Source organism: Cupriavidus sp. a3, from assembly GCF_051015765.1.
In the GTDB taxonomy this organism is placed as follows: domain Bacteria; phylum Pseudomonadota; class Gammaproteobacteria; order Burkholderiales; family Burkholderiaceae; genus Cupriavidus; species Cupriavidus oxalaticus_A.
Map to the genome: position 1 here is coordinate 1,990,703 of NZ_CP170643.1, position 17,964 is coordinate 2,008,666.

Here is a 17,964-nt window from a genome sequence, read left to right on the forward strand (position 1 = left end):
CGGCAATTCAGCCAGCTCCGGGCAAGCAGATGACGCGCGCATCGGCATTGCGGAGGCGGAGCGGCAAAATGCGCTGATAGTCCGTGGAGGTGTACCAGGCTTCGGCCTGCTCAGGGCTCTCGAACTCCAGAACCACAAACGTCCCGGTTTTGGCGTCGCCCTCGAGGATGTTGGGCGTACTCGCCACGGCAAGGGAGCAGCAGTTCATGGCGGCAGATCTCGACGCCGCGCTCGCGGCGGGTGCCATCGGCATGTCCACCGGGCTTTATTACCCGCCTGCCAGGGCGGCGGACACCGCCGAAGTGATCGCGGTCGGCGCGCCGCTGACCAATGCCCAGGGCATCATCACGATGCATATCCGGGATGAGGGCGACGCCATCGTCGACGCATTGACCGAAGCGCTGCAGATCGGCCATGCGCTCGGCATCGAGACCGTACTGTCCCACCACAAGCTGGTCGGCAAGGCCAATCACGGGCGATCCGTGGAAACGCTGGCCATGATCGAAGCTGCCGGCAGGAAGCAGTCGGTCTGCCTGGACTGCTACCCGTACAACGCATCGTCAACCATGCTGCTGCCGGCGAGGATTGCACAGTCCGATGATGTCCGGGTGACATGGTCCAAGGCCGATCCCAGGGCAGCCGGGCGGTCACTGTTTGCATTGGCGCGGGAGCGGGGGACATCGCCCGAGGCGCTTGCCGAGGCCCTGCAACCAGCGGGCGCCATCTATTTCGCCATGAGCGAAGACGATGTGAGCCGCATCCTCCGGTACCCGGCCACGATGGTCGGTTCCGATGGCTTGGCACATGACGTGAGTCCGCATCCTCGACTTTGGGGAACCTTTCCTCGCGTACTGGGCCACTATGCGCGAGATCGGGGGCTCTTTTCGCTGGACATCGCCGTCCACAAGATGACCGGGCTGAGCGCGGGTCGCTTTGGCCTTGCCGGGCGAGGTATCGTCGCTGAGAACCACTATGCCGATATTGTCGTGTTCGACGAGCAATCGGTGGGCGACTCGGCGACATTTGACCAGCCGACAGCAGTGAGTACTGGTATCAAGGCGGTGTTCGTTAACGGAAAGCTGGCCTGTCAGGACGGCGAGTCCAAGGACCTGCACGCCGGCAGTGTGCTGCGACACCGGCGCGCAACATAGAACGTGTGGTGCATCAAGGTCCGGGCTCGCCGCCCGGTCCCCGTCACAGATCGTGATACGCCCATTCCATTCCATTCAATGGTCTGGCAGCCATAGGGTATGGGTGATCCCAAGCGCTGACGCCGTAGCGAGGCGGCTGCGCAAAGAGCAGGCGAGATCTTGCACGAGTGCGCTGACGCTGCTCCGTGGATCAAGTACCAGATGACCCGCCTCGGGTTGACCTACGAATATCTCATGATGGCAGGCTGTTTCGCGGTGCCCGGCGTGGCTAGAGGCCCTGCCTCAGGAGGCATCCCGATTCCGGGCCGCCGGTCGTCACGCCTGGGATGGCGCTGAAGATCTGCCAAATTAGATGCAGCGCGCCGTCAATGCCGGGCAGCCGATTGAGCATTTCCGCGTCGTGCGAAAGGAATAGCTCGGGCCGAAGCGTTCCCGACCCTAACCCGTCATCCAATCTTCGGCGCCGTCAACGACCGCTGACAAGCAACTTCCGCCACTTGCCACATTGCTTTCACACGCCGACTTCGCCGACCTCGCTGGCTATGAAGTGCCTGTTCACGCAGACATTCCTCATCAAGAAGTTATCTTCCTCGACGAGACCGACCCCATGTCCTCTCCGATGAAGGAAACCACCGGTTGAATCCACACCGATGAACGGACGGTGGCAGGGAGCCACCACAACGACGGCAACTGCCCAGGAGCGCGCATGTGTCTGCCAAGTTCCGGTCAGTTCCCGTGCGCACCATGTGCACGCATGTTTTCCAGCCACCGGATACGTGTCCTCTCGTTGGCAAAGGTAAGCCCATACAGGTTCTCGCGGATCGGCCTTATCCCGGCGAAACTCAGCATACTTCGCTCGAAGCCGCGGACTCCGTATGCGCCAAAGTACCAGCGATACAGCAGCGCCGGCATTCCCATGGTCACGATGATGCGTGCCGAGCGGCCGGCGAGCAGTCGTCTGGGGAACCCTTTCTCCTTGTAATCCATGGCAAATCCGGGCCGAAAGATGTGTTCGAGAAAACCCTTGAATAGCGCCGGCATGGTTCCGTGCCATAGCGGAAACAGGAAAACCCAATGCTCCGCCCAGCGCATGTCCTCCCTTGGCCGCTCCAATGCTGGAGGCAGTGTGCCAGTCTCGAACTCAGCCTGCGTGCGAAGCAGCGGGAAGTCGAGCTTCGCCACCTCGATGCGCCGTACGCCGTGCCCTGCCGTGGTCGCGCCTTGAGCGTAGGCGTCCGCCAGCGCATGCAGCAAGCGCTGGCCCGATGGGTCTGGATGCCCCTGGATGATCACGATGCGCTTGGACATGTTGCGGGCGAAGCTGTTCGGAAGGCCAGCGGTACGACGCACTAAGGCACGCCGTGCCAGAGGGCAAGCCTCACGGCCAACGGGTCGTCTACCACGGCAGACGGCGTGTCGAAGCGCATCGTTGACCTGTGGACCGGATCGTAGGTGGGCCAGCCGCAATCGCCGTTGACCGCGAACGCAACCCAGGCCCGGTGCATCGCGTCGGCGAGTGACTGTGGTGGTGTTGGGCCGACCAGCGCCTCTGCTCCGGGGCCCAGAGTATCGAAGATGAATGGTATCTCCACCCCATGCGCCGCGCCCAGACGACCTCCCAACTGCGGCGAACGCCAGGCGAACTCATACATGTACGTCGAGACCCGGGCATTCGCCGCGTGGGCGTCTGCGAGTCGAACGGCAGGGATGCGCCAGTACCAATCCGTCTGGATTTCCGAGAACAGCTCACCAGCGGTGGCCGTGGGATGTGCTGCGCGGTAGCCGCTCAGGCCTCCGGCCGACAGGCCGTACGCGGCCACCAGCGCCAGGAGGGAGGCCTCGGTAATGCGATCTATGGCTCCGCTGGGGACCAGGAAGAGCCGGGTCTCCTCGGTATTCGAACCGACCAACAGTGCTGTGTTCGCGGCCGCTCCCGCGCGAATGGCGTCGATTGGGGGGGCAGGAAGAATTGCTCCATCGACCGTAGGCGCCCACGGGAGGCTGCTAAGCGCAACCTCCCCCCAGAAAGCCGGGTCCGGATCGGCAGTCAGTTCCTCGCGCAATTGCGCCTGTGCCTGCAGAACCTGCGCGGGCGTGGTTGAGGCAATCGCCTCCCTGGTGGGATCGACCTTCAGGAGCGCCGCCAGCCTGTGGCCAATGCGTTTCGCCGTGGCGGCCGAAGTGACATGGGGTGTGTTTCCGCTTTCCACGATTGCCCGCCGAAACAACCCTTGCGCGCGTGGCACGGTAAGGAGGGTTGCGACGCTCATCCCGCCGGCCGACTGCCCAAAAATAGTGACCTGACCTGGGTCCCCGCCAAATGCATCAATATTCTGCTGCACCCACTCGAGCGCGGCGATCTGGTCAAGTAGTCCGAGATTGGCGAGACCGTCGCCAAGATACAGGAAGCCCTCCGCGCCCACCCTGTAGTTGATCGTGACGCACACCACCCCGTCGCGCGCGAAGTGGCGGCCGTCATAGATAGGGGTAGCCCCGGTTGCATGGAACTCGAACATCCCACCGGGAATCCAGACCAACACCGGGCGCCCGGGTGTTCCGGGTTCAGGCGTCCAGATGTTGAGCGTTAGGCAATCCTCGCCGCCGCCAACGAGTTCTCCGAGTGCCTCCGCGATGCCGGGCGGGTACGCAATCTGTGGCGATTTCGGCCCAAACGAGAGCGCATCCCGCACGCCAGGCCAGGGTGCTGCGGATTGCGGCAGCCGCAGCCTGTTCATGCCGAACGGTGGGGCAGCATATGGGATGCCCTTGAACGCGTACACGCCATCGCAGCGGAGGCCTCGCACCTTGCCAAGACGCGTTTCGACAATCGGGTACATGGCCGGCTCCCCCGAAAGGTTGGCACTTGGATAGTGAATAGTCATGAAGGGCCGTGGCTGCTTTGCGCTGCATCAAGAGAAAGCGAGTCCTGGATGTCCCCCGCTCCGACATCGGCCGCGTTTCAAGGCGGGAACCGCGCTTCGCACCGTTTTGAAAAACGGCACGCAGATTCTTGGTCCGTCGATAGATCAGTGATGCTCTTTGGTGCGTCGGATGGAATGCATTCTGTAGGCTGAATCGTCAAGGCCAACCCCGTTGACTTAGGTCAACAGCGCTGGCGAGATAGCACCTAGTTTTAATGCAGAGGCTGCGTACATACGAGCGGCTAGTCTCAAGGCTTTGTCGCTATGTGTCGCCGATCTGCGACGTTGTTGTGGTACGAGACGGATACTCTCCAACGCTATGAAACACATGCGCATCATAGTCACCAACTACGGCGGGCCCGATGCGCTTCACGTAGTGGAGGAGGAATGCCCCGAACCCAAGGCCGGCGAAGTGCGGGTGAGGGTGCTGGCAGCAGGTGTGGGCCAACCCGACCTAATGATGCGCGAGGGCTTTCACCCCGAAACGCCCCCGCTGCCTTTTACGCCCGGTTGGGATCTGGTCGGCATGGTGGATAAACTAGGCAGTGGGGTCTCCGGGGTTGAACCCGGTCAGATCATTGCAGCCTTGCCGATCAGCGGCGCATACGCCGAGTTCGTCTGCCTGGCTGAGCGCGAACTGGTTCCCGTGCCTCCGGGAGTGGACGTGGCCGAGGCTGTCAGCCTCGTACTGAACTACGTTACTGCGTACCAGATGTTACATCGCTGCGCCAAAGTCGAGCCGGGTCAGCAGGTCTTGATTCACGGTGCGGCGGGCGGAGTTGGCTCGGCACTATTGCAGCTTGGGCGGCTCGCCGGGCTGCAAATGTACGGGACCTGTTCATCGCAAGATGCGATGGCGGTTTCTGGCCTGGGCGGCATACCCATTGACTATCAAAGGCTTGATTTCGTGGAAGAGATACGGCGCCTGACGGGTGACGGCGTAGACGTCGTCTTCGACGGCATCGGCGGCAGCAACATCTGGCGTTCCCGCGACGCTCTCCATCCCCGCGGGAAAGTCGTAGCCTATGGCCTTACTGCCTCGCTACGTGGGGGACGCCTGGCATCAGGTCGCTCGGGGCGCCGTAACCGTTTCCAGCGACTTGCGATTTTCGGTGTGTGTATTGTTGGAGGCTGGCTCCTCCCGGGCCGGAAGCGGGTGGTCCCCTACAGCATTCAATGGCTCAAGCGGATGAAACCGGCATTGTTCCGGCAGGACTTGACTGTTCTGCTGGACCTACTTCAACAAGAGAGAATCAAGCCGCTGATTGCTCGGAAATTCTCTCTTAGCGAGGCAAAACTTGCGCACGAGTTGCTCGGCGAGAAAGGCGTGGCCGGCAAAATCGTGCTCATGACCAACGAGGCGTTGATGGGGTGACCGACGCCAAGCTCGAAAACTCGCAAGTCAGGATTGGCCTGACTGAGGCGGAAAGGGCGAGCATGTAACGCTGGCCTGCCGCAACTACAGACTTCCGTTTCCGACCCGTTTGAGCCAGTCAGTTTCCGATCCGGGGTGACCGAGATGGTTCATGAAACGGACACTCAACAGCATGCCGGATTGGGTGTCGTCGATGGCTCCCTCGGAACAACAATATTCCGCGAAGACGAATCACGGACAGCAAGCAGCTAATCTGCTGCACACATGATTGTGTGCTTAAGCGCCCGCACTCTGTAGATGAGAGGATGAGTGTTGCACGGCCGGTTGGAGATCGCTCATATCGTGATGGTCGAACGCCTTCCGCTTCTCGGCTGCGTCATCAATAGCGCAGCGGAATCATTGTCTTTCCGAATCGGTATTGGCCTTGAGTCTCCAACCTTGCGATCATTCTCTCCTGCATTACCGACTTAAGTAAACAGGAGACACACCATGGCAGGATGCCGAGGCCCGGTAACTACTTTTCTCGCAGGCCTTACGCTTGCCGTTGTGCCGTTGTGCCGTTGTGCCGTTGTGCCGTTGTGCCGCTTGCCGCGCTTGCGGCACCATACCCTGACAAGCCTATCCGGCTGATCGTCACCTTTGTACCCGGTGGCGGCGCAGATATCGTCGGGCGTTACATCGCCGACAAGCTATCGCGCTCCCTAGGCCAGCCGGTCATTGTCGAGAACCGGCCCGGGGCCGGCGGACAGATCGGTGTCAATGCCGGCAGGGGCTCGGCCCCTGACGGATATACGCTGACCCTGGTTTCCTCCAGCTATACCGTCAATCCCGGCCTGTACAGCCTTAAGTACGATCCTGTGGCAGACGTGACTCCTATCGTCCAAGTATCGAAGGGGCCGCTGATCCTGGTCTCGCATGCGGATTTCGCGCCGCGCAATGTCGCGGAGATCATTTCGCTAGCGCGCGCCAAGCCCGGTTTGCTGACCTTCGCCTCCTCCGGAGCCGGCAGCGTAATCCATCTTGCGGGCGAGCGCTTCGGTGCCAATGCAAAGGTTGAGTTGCGCCATATTCCCTACAAAGGCGGCGGCGCGGCACTGAACGACGTGGTTTCCAAGCAGGTCGACTTGTACTTTGCCGCCAGCGCCAGCGCGCTGCCATTGATCAAGGCCGGCAAGCTGAAGGCCTATGCGGTGACGTCTTCCGAGCGGCTGCCAGCGCTGCCCGCGGTACCGACGGTAGCTGAAAGCGGTGTTCCGGGCTATGACGTTACGCTCTGGTACGGCATTGTCGGTCCCAAGGGGATGCCGGCCGATATAGTCAAGCGCGTCAATGGTGAGGTGAATCGCATCCTGGCACAGCCCGAGACGGCGACAAAGTTCGCTATCGATGGCGCCGCCCCGGCCGGCGGCACGCCACAGCAGTTTGCCTCGCTAATCGGCCGCGAAGTGAAGAACTGGTCGGAGATCGTGACGAAACTCGGGATCAAGCCTGACTAAGCTAGCCAGCCTAAGCCGGCAGGAAGGCTGACCGTGTTCCCCGCCAGCCCTATAACTGTCAGTCAGATTCCATATTGGAATTTACAGGGTGGCCTCGGTACAGTAGGCCGGACAAGGTCCAGGACGCCTTTGTCCTGACCGGTACACCGAGGGAGACTAGACCATGCGAGGCAACACGGAGCAGCAAGCGAAGGCAACATCGCGCGCTGGCGACAACCAAAGCGCAGTTCTGCGCTACGAAGTACCGCGCTCGGCGGCGATCTCCATCGAGGTCTATGAACTGGGTGCCGGACCGGCCATCGTCTTGCTGCCGTCGCTCGGCCGCGGCGCAACTGACATGCTGGAACTGGCCGAGCCGCTTGCTGCTGCCGGCTATCGCGTCTTCTGCCCGGAGCCGCGCGGCAATGGCCGCAGCGTCGGCCCCCTTGCCGACAAGACGTTGCACGACTGGGCAGGCGATATCGCAGCCGTGATCGAGCATGGCGGCCAGACGCCGGTCGTTATCGTCGGGCATGCCCATGGCAACTGGATCGCCCGCACCGTGGCCAGCGACCGGCCTGATTTGGTGCGCGCGCTGGTCCTGCTGGCCGGTTCGGCGGGCAAGGTGCCGAAGGACGTCGATGCCGTGCCGATTCCGCCTGAGGTGCGCGCCCAGATCGAGCGTTGCGGCGATACCAACCTGCCGGACGCGGTGCGTCTGGAAAGCCTGCGCGCGGTATTCTTCGCGCCGTGCAATGATCCTGCTCCCTGGCTGCAGGGCTGGAACACGGAGTTGATGACGATGCAGACGCTGGCGCAGAAGCGCACACCTGTAGATGACTTCTTCGCTGGCGGCAACGTGCCGATCCTTAATGTGCAGGCAGAATACGATGTGATTGCACCGCAGCGCTATGCCAATGTGCTGCGTGACTACCTCGGCGATCGCGTGACCAACCTCACCATCCGCGATGCCGCGCATGCCTTGCTGCCGGAGCGGCTGGACGAGGTTGTGGCGGCGATCATCGACTATGTGGCTGCGCTGTCTGCGGGGGCAAAGCGCGGTGGCATGAAGGCGCGTGATGCAGTTTAGTAGGCGATCGGTTCGCTCATCACTTCGCTCACGACCCGCATGACCAGATCGCTGGCCGCCTGCTCACGCCAGATTGCATAGAGCTGGATGTGACCAGCGGTCTGGCCGATCTCACGAAACACCACGCCTGGCAGCCCGGCGCGGGCGTAAGAGCGCGGCACCAGCGCCACGCCCAGGCCGAGCTTGACCATCTGGAAGGTGGTCAGTGGATTGCGCGCCGTATGTGCGATGACGGGACTGAAGCCGGCATGCAGGCATGAGGCGATCATGCCGTCGAACAACGCCGGCGCGTGCTCACGCGAGAATGCCACCAGTGGCACACCTTCGAGGTCGCGGAGCGCCAGCGCAGGCCTGGCGGCGAGTTCGTGGCCTTGGGGCACGACGATAGTGAAATACTCGGTGAAGATCGGGGCTTTGCCGAGGCCGCTGCGCGTCGGGATCGAATGCACGATGCCGATATCGAGCTTGCCCTGCATCACGGCATGCGCCTGGTCGGCCGAGCCCATGTCGGTCACGGCGATATGCAGCCCGGGGAAACGCTCTGCCATGCGGGTCAGGATGGTGGGGAGCACATGGAAGATGCCTGACGTCACCATGCCGATCTGCAGCGTGCCGATGTCGCCGGCCGCCGTGCGCCGCGCGGTAGTCACGGCTACGCGCACTTGGTCGAGCACGGTGCGGCAGTCTGCCTGGAAGGCACGGCCCGCGTCGGTCAGGCGGACTTCCCGGCGATTGCGCACCAACAGTTCCACTCCCATCTCGTCTTCCAGTGCCTTGATTTGCTGGGAGAGCGGTGGCTGCGACATGTGCAGCCGCACCGCGGCCTTGCTGAAGTTCAACTCATCCGCGACGGTCACGAAATAGAGCAGTTGCCGGAGTTCCATGGTGCTGATTTCCTTGCGAGACAGGGCACTAGGATAGCCGCAACCAACGCAGGTAGCGCAGTGCCGTGTCATATGCCAGTCCTATAACTCATGGAGCGAAACAGTATTGGACGGTCTGCCGGCCCGTCCCTACAGTGGCCTGCATAGCGCGGTGCCATGCGGATGGAAAAGGTCCGGACGCCTTTGCAAGCGCGTAAAAACCAAGGAGACAGCCATGAACAGGACTGGCAGGACAGGGCGGCGTGCGGCGCTGGGTGTGATCGGCGCGATGGCGATGATGATCGGATCGCAGCCGGTGGCGCTCGCGAGTGAGGCGTATCCCAATCGCCCGATCAAGATGATCATCCCTTACACCCCGGGCGGCTCGATCGATACAGTGGGGCGCCTGGTGGCTGCACAACTGCAGCGTCAGCTTGGGCAAGCGATCGTTATCGAGAACCGACCGGGTGCGTCGGGCATGATCGGGTCAGAGGCGGTGGCAAAGGCCTCGGCGGACGGCTATACGCTGCTCTTCAATGCCTCCAGCCAGGTGTACCTGCCGCTCGTCGCGAAGAACGCCCCGTACGACGCCATCAGGGATTTCACCCCGATCGCACAGGTAGGGCACGTGCCGCTGATCGTGGTCGCCAACACCAGCCTCCCAACCAGTTCGCTGCGCGACTTGGTCAAGCTGGCGAAAGCCAAGCCGCGGACCTACACCTGGGCCACCTCCGGGCTAGGCACCACCAGCCATCTGGCCGAGGAGATGATTCGCCACGCGTTCAAGCTGGAGATGGATATCGTGTCCTACAAGGGCGCCGTGCCGCAGTTGAATGACGTGATGGGCGGGCACGTGTCGGCGGCGGTGTCGCCGATGCCAGGCGCGTATCCGTTCGTCAAGGCGGGGCGGCTAAAAGTTCTGGCGGTCACCAGTAGCAAGCGTATCCCGCAGCTTCCAGCCGTGCCGACCGTTGCCGAGAGTGGCCTGCCTGGCTTTGAGCTGTTGTCGTGGTACGGGCTCTGGGGTCCCGCCAACCTGCCTGCGGACATCACCCGAAAGCTGTCGCAGGAGGTCAACAAGGCCGTGCGCGAAGCCAGCCTGAAGGCGCGCTTCGAGGAACTGGCCTTTGAAACCGTGCAGTCCACCCCGGAGCAGTTCAAGGTGGTGATCAAGGATGAGATCGACAAGGTCGCGGGCATTGTCAAGGCAGCCAGCATCCGTATCGATTGAGCGATGGACAGGGATAAGGACAAGCAAGCATGCATCAGCAAATGCAATCGATGGCCATCACCCGGGAACTTGCCGGATGGATCGCCGGCATCCGCAATGCCGACTTGCCGGACGGTGTGCGGCAGGCGGTCGGTGGACTCTCACTGGACACATTCGGCGCCGGCCTGACCGGGCATGACGAGCCCTGGTCGCGCGCCATCCGTGACTGGGCGGACGATGGTTACCTCGCTCCGCGCAGTGGCGGGGCACGCGCATGGGGCCGACCGGGCCGGTCGTACCGGGCCGCCGATGCCGCGCTGGTCAATGGCGCCGCTGCACACGCCTACGAGCTGGACGACTTCCACAATGCAAAGGTCCACCTGGGCGCGGTCGTACTGCCGGCGGTTTTCGCGTTGGCGGAGACGCTCGAGGTACCGCCCGAGCGGGTCGAAACCGCTATTGCCGTTGGCTACGAAACCATGATCCGCTGCTCACTAGCGTTGCAGCCGGCGCTGGCCAGGATGAAGGGATGGCATATGACCGCCGTGTGCGCGCCGCTGGGCGCGGCAGCGGCATCGGCGGTCATGCTGGGGCTCGACGCCGAGCGCACCGCGTGGGCGCTGGGTCTTGCTGGCACCCAGTCGGGCGGGCTGTTTGCGTTCGCTAGTGACGGCACGGATTCCAAGCGCTTCCATCCGGGGCGCGGCGCGCAAGCCGGCGTGATGGCAGCCGAACTCGCTGCGCGCGGCCTGACAGGCCCGACGCAGTTGTTCGAGACCGGGGACGGCGGCTGGCTCAAGGCGTTCTCGGAGTCGCCCAAACCGGAAAGGCTGCTGGACGGGCTGGGCAGCGACTGGCATATGGCCCGGACCAACTTCAAGCCTTATGCGTGCTGCGGCAGTGCACATGCGCATGTCGATTGTGCGCTGCGGCTGCGCGCCGACTGGGCGGGGCAGGGACCGATTCGCGTCGGCATGCCGACCGTTGTCGATGTGCAATGCGGTTACCACTACGCGCCGGGCAGTGTGCTGAACGCGCAGATGAGCGCTCGCTACGCGCTGGCGGTTGCGCTCTTGGATGGCGAGGTACTGCCGGCGCAGTTCGAGCAGACCCGCCTGGCCGACCCGCAGATCGTCGCGCTGGCCAACACGATCGAGATCGTACGCGACCCCGAACTCGACACGCTATACCCGGCCAGTTTCTGTGGCTGGGTGGAAATGATGTCGACGAACGGCGAGGCGCTGCGCGCGTACCAGGCCAACCCCTCGGGCTCCGCGGAGAATCCGGCGCGCATGGCAGCCATCCGGGACAAGTTTCGCGCCTTGACGGCGGACGTGCTGGCGCCCGCGCAGGCGGAGGTGCTGATCGACGCATTTGGCAAGCTGACGACGACGCCAGTGTGCCACATCCTGGCCGCCGCCGATTCCGTCGCCTGAAGCCAGGGCTACGCCTGCGGCACGCCGAGCGAACGCAGCGCGCGCTGCAGCACTGGCGAGCGGTTGTCGGGATTCCAGATCGCTGAATACTCGGCAATGGCGGGCTCGCCGGTGAGATCGCGCAAGGCCACGCCGGGCAGCGAAGCCTTGGCGAGCGTGGCCGGTACCAGCGCGATGCCGCGGCCCAGCCCTACCAGGCTGACCACTGACAGCAGATGTTTGGCGTAATGCCGGATATGCGGGCTGAAGCCGGCCTGGACGCAGGTGGAGGTCACCAGGTCGAAGTACGCCGGCGCACTGTCGCGCGGGATCGTGACAAAGGGCATCTCGGCCAGCCGCACCAGGTCGATGCGCTTGCGTTTGGCGTACGGGTGCGATGCGGGCAAGGCCACCACCAGCCGCTCCTTGTGGATGACATGGGCGCGAAGCTCGCCTGGGGGCGTGCCGATCTGCGCGAACCCCAGGTCGATGCGGTCGCGCTGCAGCGCATCGACCTGCTCGGCGGTGCTGGTCTCCTCCCAGGTGATATCGATCTCGCCGATATCCTGCTCGAACTTTTGCACGATGCGCTCGACGTTCATGTACAGCACTGCCGCGACGAAGCCGATGCGCAGGTGGCCGGTCTCGCCGTGCTCGGCCTTGCGCACCGCCTCGACGGTGGCGTCGAGCTGGTTGAGCATGCGGCGCGCTTCACGTACCAGCGCCGAGCCGGCCGGCGTCAGCCGCACCGTGCGCCGGTTGCGATCGAAAAGCAGCACGCCGAGGTCTTCTTCGAGCTGCTGGATGTGCTTGGTCAGCGGCGGCTGCGAGATCAGCAGGCGCTGGGCCGCGCGGCCGAAGTGAAGCTCCTCGGCGAGCACGAGGAAGAGTCGGAGGGTGCGGAGTTCGAGCATGGCGTGTGGGCTGAAGAGGCCGGTGAACGAAGTCGACTTATTCTAGAACTGAATTAGTCTCTTCCTAAAACTGTATTGGACGCTATCGTCGTCGGCGACCAGAATAGCTTCCATCAAACCAACAACGAAGCGGAGACAGCCAGGCCGATCCTGTGCGGCCGGCGCCCCATCAGCGCCACGGCCTGCGTTCCGTTTCCAACCGTCGACACGGAGCGCTAGCGAATGGAACGCCTCAAGCCACTGAAACCCGAAGAACTGACGCCCGAGCAGATGGAAGTTCACGCGGCGATTGCCGCCGGTCCGCGGGGGCAGGTTCGCGGGCCGCTTGCAATGTGGCTACACCGCCCCGGCCTGGCCAACCGCGCGCAGGCGCTGGGCCAGTACTGCCGCTATGACTCGTCGTTGTCGCCGCGGCTGTCGGAGCTGGCGATCCTGGTGATGGCCCGCACCTGGATGTCGGAGTTCGAATGGTGGGCACACAAGCCCATCGCGCTGAAGGCAGGCGTAGCCGAAGACGTGGTCGAAGCGATCCGCACCGGGCGTGCGCCGGCCTTCGTCAAGGAGGATGAGCGCGTGATTCATGAGTTCCTCACTGAGTTGCATGCCACGCGCAATGTGCCGGACGAACTGTACCGGCGCGCGATGGCAGTGCTGGGCAAGGACCAGGTGGTCGACTTGGTTGGCCTGGCTGGCTACTACACGCTGATCTCGATGACCATCAATGTCTTTGGTGTCGTACCCCCGGACGGCAGCGCGCCCCAACTGGTACGCGCTTGATTTGAGTTCAAACCGTTACCCCGAAACACAAAGGATTTCCGTATGTCTGGCCGTCTCGAAGGAAAGGTTGTCATCGTCACCGGCGCGGGTTGCGTCGGCCCCGGTTGGGGCAACGGCCGCGCCGTTGCAGTGCGCTTTGCACAGGAAGGCGCAAAGATTTTTGCCGTCGACAAGAGCGCTGATGCGATGCGTGAAACGCTGGAGCGGCTAGAGACCGCGGGCGCAGAGTTCGACTCGCACCTGTGCGACGTGACCGACACCGCGGCGGTCAAGGCCATGGTTGATGCCTGTGTGGCGCGCTTCGGGCGCGTGAATGTGCTGGTCAACAACGTCGGCGGTTCGGCCAAGGGCGGCCCGGTGCAGCTCAGCGAAGAAGACTGGGACCGCCAGCTCAACTTCAACCTGAAGAGTGTCTTCCTGACCTGCAAGCACGTGCTGCCGCACATGGAGCAGCAGGGCGGCGGCGCCATCGTCAATACAGCTTCGACTTCGGGCATCCGCTGGACCGGTTCGGCCCAGGTCGGCTACGCCTCGGCCAAGGCGGCGATCATCCAGCTCTCGCGCGTGGTCGCGGTCGAGTACGCCAAGAAAAATATTCGCGTCAACACGGTGGTCCCTGGCCAGATGCATACGCCGATGGTCGAGGTGCGCCTTGCCGGGCAACGCGCGGGTGGTGACGTGGACGCGCTGCTCGCCCAGCGCCAGGCACGTATTCCGCTCGGCTTCATGGGCGATGGCCGCGATACCGCCAATGCGGCGCTGTTCCTGGCATCCGATGAAGCGCGCTTTGTCACCGGTACGGAGATCGTGGTCGACGGTGGCATGAGCGTACGCTGCGACTGAGCAGCATCAAGCGCAGAATTTGTAGGCAGAGCTTTGGAGTTGAAAATGGAGTCTTCCCTTGGCATCGGGCGCCGCCAGGCGCTGGGCCTGATCGCCGGCGTCATGCTGGGCACGCTGGCATCCGGCGCGCACGCCGCGACGTTCCCGGACAAGCCAATCCGTCTGGTGGTGGCATTCTCGGCGGGCGGACCGACCGACATCCTCGCCCGCGTGATCGCTCGCGATATGAGCACGCGGCTGGGTCAGCAGATCATCGTCGACAACCGTCCCGGCGCCGGTGGCAATATTGCCGCAGAGTTCGTGGCGAAAGCGCCGGCCGATGGCTACACGCTGCTGTACAACAGTTCGTCGATCGCGATTTCGCCGGCGCTGTTCAACAACACCAAACTCAATCCGGATCAGATCTTCGCGCCCGTTGGCTACGCGGCCACTGTGCCGCTGGTGTTGATCGTCAACGCCGAATCCCCGGTGAAGACGCCGGCCGATTTCATCAAGCTGCTGAAGGCCAGGCCGGGGCAGCTCAACTTCGGCTCGTCCGGCAACGGCACCATCGATCACCTGACCAGTGTGGTGTTTGCCGACAAGACCAAGACCAGGTTCAACCACGTCCCCTACAAAGGCAATGCCGCGGCACTGCCGGACCTGCTTGCCGGACGCATCGATTTCATGATGTCGGGAAGCCTGAACGCGGTGCTGCCGTTCATCAAGGAAGGCAAGCTGCGCGCGGTCGCGGCCACTACGGCCAAACGAGTTTCGGTGCTGCCGGATGTGCCAACGCTGGCCGAGTCGGTCCTGCCGGGATTCGATTCCGGCACCTGGCAAGGCATTGTGGCGCCAAAGGGCACGCCCACGCCGGTGGTCGAACGGCTCAACCGCGAGCTGAACGCCACGCTCCAGGCGCCCGAGGTGGTCAAGGCGCTGCAGGCGCAAGGCGCCGAGCCTACCGGCGGGACGCCCACCCAGTACCGTGACCTGATCCACGGCGAGTACGCCCGCTGGACCAAGGTGGTGAAAGACACCGGCGCGACGGCGAACTGATGACATCCAGCGACGAAGCCAAGATGCGCGCCGCGCCGGCGGTGTGGGACTGCCACACGCATATCTACGGACCCTATGACCGGCACCCGCTGCCCGACGGCGCCGTCTATGCGCCGCAGGCAGCACCGTTCGGTGCCTTGCGCGCCATGCACCGATCGCTCGGCATCACGCACGGCGTGATTGTGCAGGCGGCCTGCTATGGCAGCGACCATAGCGCGCTGTTGGCCGCCCTCGATGCGGGAGAGGGAGCGTATCGCGGCATCGCCGTGATTGCGCCGGAGATGGACGAGGCGCTGCTGGCGCAGATGGCGGCTCGGGGCGTCAAGGGTGTGCGCATTGGCCTGATGAGCCATCTCGGCAATGCCTTTGACGCGGGGCGCGTGCGCGCGATGGTCGAGCGCATCCGGCCGTATGGCTGGCACGCGCTGGTCCATGGCACGCCGGAAGATGTGGTCCGGGCGGTCGAAGCCGTGGGCCATCTCGGCACCTCACTCGTCATCGACCATATGGCGCGGGTTGCGGTCTCCGAAGGCGGGCTGGCGCGCCAGCTCGAGAATGTCTGTGCGTTGCTGCGCAATGAATCGGTCTGGATCAAGGTCTCGGGCGTCGACCGCATCACTGCGGGTGACCTCGGGGCACCGCAGGCGCGCAGCGTACTGGAGCACTTGTTGGCGGCGGCACCCACCCGCGCAATCTGGGGCACGGACTGGCCGCATCCGAACCTTTCCTATCCGGTGCCGGACGACCGTGCGCTGCTCGCCTGGCTGCAAGCTGCGGCCGGCGATGACTCACTGCTGCGCGCCGTGTTGTCGGAGAACCCGTCCCGTCTCTACGGATAACCCTCTTTCCGGATCCTCCGGTCTGAACGATGACCATGCACTCTTTTCTTGCGCCGACCGAGCCGGTGCGCTATCCGGATGCGCGCGTCCAGGCACTGAGCCCGCGCTTCGAGAAATACCACCTGCCCCTTGCAGCGATCGATCGCATTGCCACCCGGTGCCGCTGGGCCGAAGGCCCGGTCTGGTTCGGGGATGGCCGCTACCTGCTGTGGAGCGATGTCCCGAACGACCGGATCCTGCGCTGGGATGAGGAGACCGGTAACACCAGCGTCTTCCGTAGCCCGTCAAACCATGCCAACGGCAACACCCGCGACCGACAGGGGCGGCTGGTGACCTGCGAACATGTCGGCCGGCGCGTCACGCGCACCGAGTATGACGGCAGCATCACCGTGCTGGCGGACCGCTATGACGGGAAACCGCTGAATTCGCCCAATGACGTGGTGGTGAAGTCGGACGGCTCGATCTGGTTCACCGATCCGCCGTTCGGCATCGCCGGCTACTACCAGGGCGAGAAGGCGACTTCGGAACTGCCGGAGCGCATTTACCGTATCGATCCGGTCAGCGGCCGCCTTGAGATTGTCGCCGATGACGTCAGCGGGCCCAATGGCCTGGCATTCTCGCCTGACGAGGAAGTGCTGTATGTGATCGAGTCGCGCACGCGGCCGCGCCGCATCCGCGCTTTCCGGGTCAGCGAAGGTGGCCAGGCGCTGGGCGACAGCCGAGTACTGGTTGACGCCGGACCTGGCACCCCCGATGGCTTTCGCGTCGATATTGACGGCAACCTGTGGTGCGGCTGGGGCATGGGCACGCCCGAACTCGACGGCGTGCGGATCTTTGCCCCGGATGGCGAACCCCTCGGGCATATCAGCCTGCCAGAGCGCTGTGCCAACCTGTGTTTTGGCGGACGCCATCGCAACCGGCTGTTCATGGCGTCCTGTACTTCGATCTATACGCTCTATGTCAATACGCAAGGTGCGGCCGGCGGCTGACCGCCAGCACCCACAGAAGGAGGCATTGCAACATGAGAAGGACTTTCCTGAAGGGTTCGCTGGCCACGATACTGGCGGTGTCATTCGGCCAGGCGGCCATGGCCGGCGACGTGGTGCGGATGGTGGTGGCGTTCCCCGCGGGCGGGCCGGCGGACGCGCTGGCGCGCGCGATGTCCAAGCAACTGGAGACGGAACTCAAGCGCACCGTCATCATCGACAACCGGCCCGGGGCCAACGGCGCCATTGCCGTCAGCGCTGTCACCAAGGGGCCGGCGGATGGTTCCGTCTTCTTCCTGACCAGTGCCGGGGCCATTGTCATCAATCCGTCCCTGTACAAGAACCTGTCGTACCGCCCTGACCGAGAGTTGATGCCGGTTTCGCTGGTGGTCACCACGCCGCAGGTCCTGGTGGTACCGCTGCAGTCGAAGATCGGCTCGGCGAAGGACCTGGTGGCGCAGCGCCGGGCCGGCCGTCCGGTGTCGCTGGCGTCATCCGGCATCGGCAGCATGCCGCACATGGCGATCGAGCTGTTCAAAGCCTCGACCTCGGCGGAGTTCCTGCACGTGGCGTACAAGGGCGCGGCACCAGCGATCACCGATACGATCGGCGGACAGGTGGATGCGTTCTTCGGCGATGCCTCGGGCCTCCTGCCGTTCATCGAGGGAAAAAAACTGAAGCCTGTCGCCGTGACCACGGCCAAACGCCTGCCATACCTGCCGGACGTGCCGACGCTGGATGAAAGCGGCATCAAGGGCGTCCATGCGGAGAACTGGTACGGCATGATGGTGCCCGCCGGCACGCCGCCAAAGGTTGTGCAGACGTTGAATGAGGCCATTCGCAAGACGTTGGAGAACAAGGACGTCAAGGCCAATCTGGCAAAGATGGGCCTGACACCGGCACCGTCTACTGCTTCGGAATTTGCAGGTCGGATCCGTGCGGACGGGGACAAGTGGTCGAAGTTGATTGCGGAGCGGAACGTTAAGCCTGAGTAATGTACTCGCCGGGTTCGGGTCCGGCGTCTGTTTGCAGTCCTACATTCCCCGGGCTGGCGATCTGGGACTGGT

Annotated in this window: 17 protein-coding genes; 12 read left to right on the plus strand and 5 right to left on the minus strand. The window is 63.6% G+C overall.

Annotated elements, in window-relative coordinates; translation table 11 throughout:
• Positions 1–7 precede the first annotated feature (7 nt).
• Positions 8–208 (minus strand): DUF1330 domain-containing protein, encoded by a 201-nt coding sequence (locus tag ACAD63_RS09705; RefSeq protein ID WP_240746056.1) that lies wholly within the window; start codon positions 206–208, stop codon positions 8–10.
• On the opposite strand from ACAD63_RS09705, the gene ACAD63_RS09710 reads away from it, so the two are divergent.
• Positions 207–1,151 (plus strand): amidohydrolase family protein, encoded by a 945-nt coding sequence (locus ACAD63_RS09710; protein WP_240746057.1) that lies wholly within the window; start codon positions 207–209, stop codon positions 1,149–1,151. The genes ACAD63_RS09705 and ACAD63_RS09710 overlap by 2 nt on opposite strands.
• Before the next feature lie 726 nt (positions 1,152–1,877).
• Here the strand turns inward: ACAD63_RS09710 and ACAD63_RS09715 are convergent.
• Together ACAD63_RS09715 and ACAD63_RS09720 are read right to left on the minus strand one after the other, a co-directional pair.
• Entirely contained in the window at positions 1,878–2,459 is a 582-nt protein-coding gene (locus ACAD63_RS09715; protein WP_135706345.1) for an NAD(P)H-dependent oxidoreductase, read from the minus strand.
• Positions 2,460–2,500: 41 nt separating this feature from the next.
• Positions 2,501–3,988, minus strand: coding sequence for a carboxylesterase/lipase family protein (locus tag ACAD63_RS09720; RefSeq protein ID WP_434033837.1), 1,488 nt, complete (start codon positions 3,986–3,988; stop codon positions 2,501–2,503).
• A gap of 412 nt (positions 3,989–4,400) precedes the next feature.
• Between ACAD63_RS09720 and ACAD63_RS09725 the strand changes: the two genes are divergently transcribed.
• From ACAD63_RS09725 to ACAD63_RS09735, 3 genes are all read left to right on the plus strand, one after another.
• Positions 4,401–5,447: a medium chain dehydrogenase/reductase family protein gene (locus tag ACAD63_RS09725; RefSeq protein WP_434033838.1), complete on the plus strand. Its 1,047-nt coding sequence runs from the start codon at positions 4,401–4,403 to the stop codon at positions 5,445–5,447.
• A gap of 578 nt (positions 5,448–6,025) precedes the next feature.
• Positions 6,026–6,943, plus strand: a complete 918-nt coding sequence (locus ACAD63_RS09730; protein ID WP_434033839.1) for a tripartite tricarboxylate transporter substrate binding protein — start codon at positions 6,026–6,028, stop codon at positions 6,941–6,943.
• Positions 6,944–7,106: 163 nt separating this feature from the next.
• Positions 7,107–8,012 (plus strand): alpha/beta fold hydrolase, encoded by a 906-nt coding sequence (locus ACAD63_RS09735; protein WP_434033840.1) that lies wholly within the window; start codon positions 7,107–7,109, stop codon positions 8,010–8,012.
• Here the strand turns inward: ACAD63_RS09735 and ACAD63_RS09740 are convergent.
• Positions 8,009–8,896 (minus strand): LysR family transcriptional regulator, encoded by an 888-nt coding sequence (locus tag ACAD63_RS09740; protein ID WP_116348619.1) that lies wholly within the window; start codon positions 8,894–8,896, stop codon positions 8,009–8,011. The two genes, ACAD63_RS09735 and ACAD63_RS09740, sit on opposite strands and share 4 nt — an antisense overlap.
• 214 nt (positions 8,897–9,110) lie before the next feature.
• Between ACAD63_RS09740 and ACAD63_RS09745 the strand changes: the two genes are divergently transcribed.
• Both ACAD63_RS09745 and ACAD63_RS09750 read left to right on the plus strand, forming a co-directional pair.
• Positions 9,111–10,106: a Bug family tripartite tricarboxylate transporter substrate binding protein gene (locus ACAD63_RS09745; protein ID WP_434033841.1), complete on the plus strand. Its 996-nt coding sequence runs from the start codon at positions 9,111–9,113 to the stop codon at positions 10,104–10,106.
• A gap of 29 nt (positions 10,107–10,135) precedes the next feature.
• Entirely contained in the window at positions 10,136–11,521 is a 1,386-nt protein-coding gene (locus ACAD63_RS09750) for an MmgE/PrpD family protein (protein ID WP_434033842.1), read from the plus strand.
• 8 nt (positions 11,522–11,529) lie between these two features.
• On the opposite strand, the gene ACAD63_RS09755 is transcribed toward ACAD63_RS09750, so the two are convergent.
• Complete coding sequence (locus tag ACAD63_RS09755) at positions 11,530–12,414, minus strand: LysR substrate-binding domain-containing protein (protein WP_135706379.1); 885 nt, start codon at positions 12,412–12,414, stop codon at positions 11,530–11,532.
• A gap of 222 nt (positions 12,415–12,636) precedes the next feature.
• On the opposite strand from ACAD63_RS09755, the gene ACAD63_RS09760 reads away from it, so the two are divergent.
• From ACAD63_RS09760 to ACAD63_RS09785, 6 genes are all read left to right on the plus strand, one after another.
• Complete coding sequence (locus ACAD63_RS09760; protein ID WP_116348611.1) at positions 12,637–13,191, plus strand: carboxymuconolactone decarboxylase family protein; 555 nt, start codon at positions 12,637–12,639, stop codon at positions 13,189–13,191.
• Positions 13,192–13,233: 42 nt separating this feature from the next.
• Positions 13,234–14,034 carry an SDR family NAD(P)-dependent oxidoreductase gene (locus tag ACAD63_RS09765; RefSeq protein WP_135706380.1) on the plus strand — a complete coding sequence of 267 codons (801 nt, stop codon included), beginning with the start codon at positions 13,234–13,236 and terminating at the stop codon, positions 14,032–14,034.
• 45 nt (positions 14,035–14,079) lie between these two features.
• The gene (locus ACAD63_RS09770; protein WP_434033843.1) at positions 14,080–15,072 is read left to right on the plus strand and encodes a Bug family tripartite tricarboxylate transporter substrate binding protein; all 993 of its coding nucleotides are present in this window, start codon (positions 14,080–14,082) and stop codon (positions 15,070–15,072) included.
• The gene (locus tag ACAD63_RS09775) at positions 15,072–15,911 is read left to right on the plus strand and encodes an amidohydrolase family protein (RefSeq protein WP_135706382.1); all 840 of its coding nucleotides are present in this window, start codon (positions 15,072–15,074) and stop codon (positions 15,909–15,911) included. The genes ACAD63_RS09770 and ACAD63_RS09775 overlap by 1 nt, the downstream gene beginning before the upstream one ends.
• A gap of 29 nt (positions 15,912–15,940) precedes the next feature.
• The gene (locus tag ACAD63_RS09780) at positions 15,941–16,900 is read left to right on the plus strand and encodes an SMP-30/gluconolactonase/LRE family protein (protein WP_135706383.1); all 960 of its coding nucleotides are present in this window, start codon (positions 15,941–15,943) and stop codon (positions 16,898–16,900) included.
• 98 nt (positions 16,901–16,998) lie between these two features.
• Positions 16,999–17,892, plus strand: a complete 894-nt coding sequence (locus tag ACAD63_RS09785; RefSeq protein WP_240746061.1) for a Bug family tripartite tricarboxylate transporter substrate binding protein — start codon at positions 16,999–17,001, stop codon at positions 17,890–17,892.
• The last annotated feature ends 72 nt before the right edge of the window (positions 17,893–17,964 follow it).

What these genes read in the sequence shown, in the direction of transcription:
- ACAD63_RS09710 (WP_240746057.1), top strand. Translation starts at nt 207, where the DNA reads ATGGCGGCAGATCTCGACGCCGCGCTCGCGGCGGGTGCCATCGGCATG.
- ACAD63_RS09705 (WP_240746056.1), bottom strand. Translation starts at nt 208, where the DNA reads ATGAACTGCTGCTCCCTTGCCGTGGCGAGTACGCCCAACATCCTCGAG.
- ACAD63_RS09715 (WP_135706345.1), bottom strand. Translation starts at nt 2,459, where the DNA reads ATGTCCAAGCGCATCGTGATCATCCAGGGGCATCCAGACCCATCGGGC.
- ACAD63_RS09720 (WP_434033837.1), bottom strand. Translation starts at nt 3,988, where the DNA reads ATGTACCCGATTGTCGAAACGCGTCTTGGCAAGGTGCGAGGCCTCCGC.
- ACAD63_RS09725 (WP_434033838.1), top strand. Translation starts at nt 4,401, where the DNA reads ATGCGCATCATAGTCACCAACTACGGCGGGCCCGATGCGCTTCACGTA.
- ACAD63_RS09735 (WP_434033840.1), top strand. Translation starts at nt 7,107, where the DNA reads ATGCGAGGCAACACGGAGCAGCAAGCGAAGGCAACATCGCGCGCTGGC.
- ACAD63_RS09740 (WP_116348619.1), bottom strand. Translation starts at nt 8,896, where the DNA reads ATGGAACTCCGGCAACTGCTCTATTTCGTGACCGTCGCGGATGAGTTG.
- ACAD63_RS09745 (WP_434033841.1), top strand. Translation starts at nt 9,111, where the DNA reads ATGAACAGGACTGGCAGGACAGGGCGGCGTGCGGCGCTGGGTGTGATC.
- ACAD63_RS09750 (WP_434033842.1), top strand. Translation starts at nt 10,136, where the DNA reads ATGCATCAGCAAATGCAATCGATGGCCATCACCCGGGAACTTGCCGGA.
- ACAD63_RS09755 (WP_135706379.1), bottom strand. Translation starts at nt 12,414, where the DNA reads ATGCTCGAACTCCGCACCCTCCGACTCTTCCTCGTGCTCGCCGAGGAG.
- ACAD63_RS09760 (WP_116348611.1), top strand. Translation starts at nt 12,637, where the DNA reads ATGGAACGCCTCAAGCCACTGAAACCCGAAGAACTGACGCCCGAGCAG.
- ACAD63_RS09765 (WP_135706380.1), top strand. Translation starts at nt 13,234, where the DNA reads ATGTCTGGCCGTCTCGAAGGAAAGGTTGTCATCGTCACCGGCGCGGGT.
- ACAD63_RS09770 (WP_434033843.1), top strand. Translation starts at nt 14,080, where the DNA reads ATGGAGTCTTCCCTTGGCATCGGGCGCCGCCAGGCGCTGGGCCTGATC.
- ACAD63_RS09775 (WP_135706382.1), top strand. Translation starts at nt 15,072, where the DNA reads ATGACATCCAGCGACGAAGCCAAGATGCGCGCCGCGCCGGCGGTGTGG.
- ACAD63_RS09780 (WP_135706383.1), top strand. Translation starts at nt 15,941, where the DNA reads ATGACCATGCACTCTTTTCTTGCGCCGACCGAGCCGGTGCGCTATCCG.
- ACAD63_RS09785 (WP_240746061.1), top strand. Translation starts at nt 16,999, where the DNA reads ATGGCCGGCGACGTGGTGCGGATGGTGGTGGCGTTCCCCGCGGGCGGG.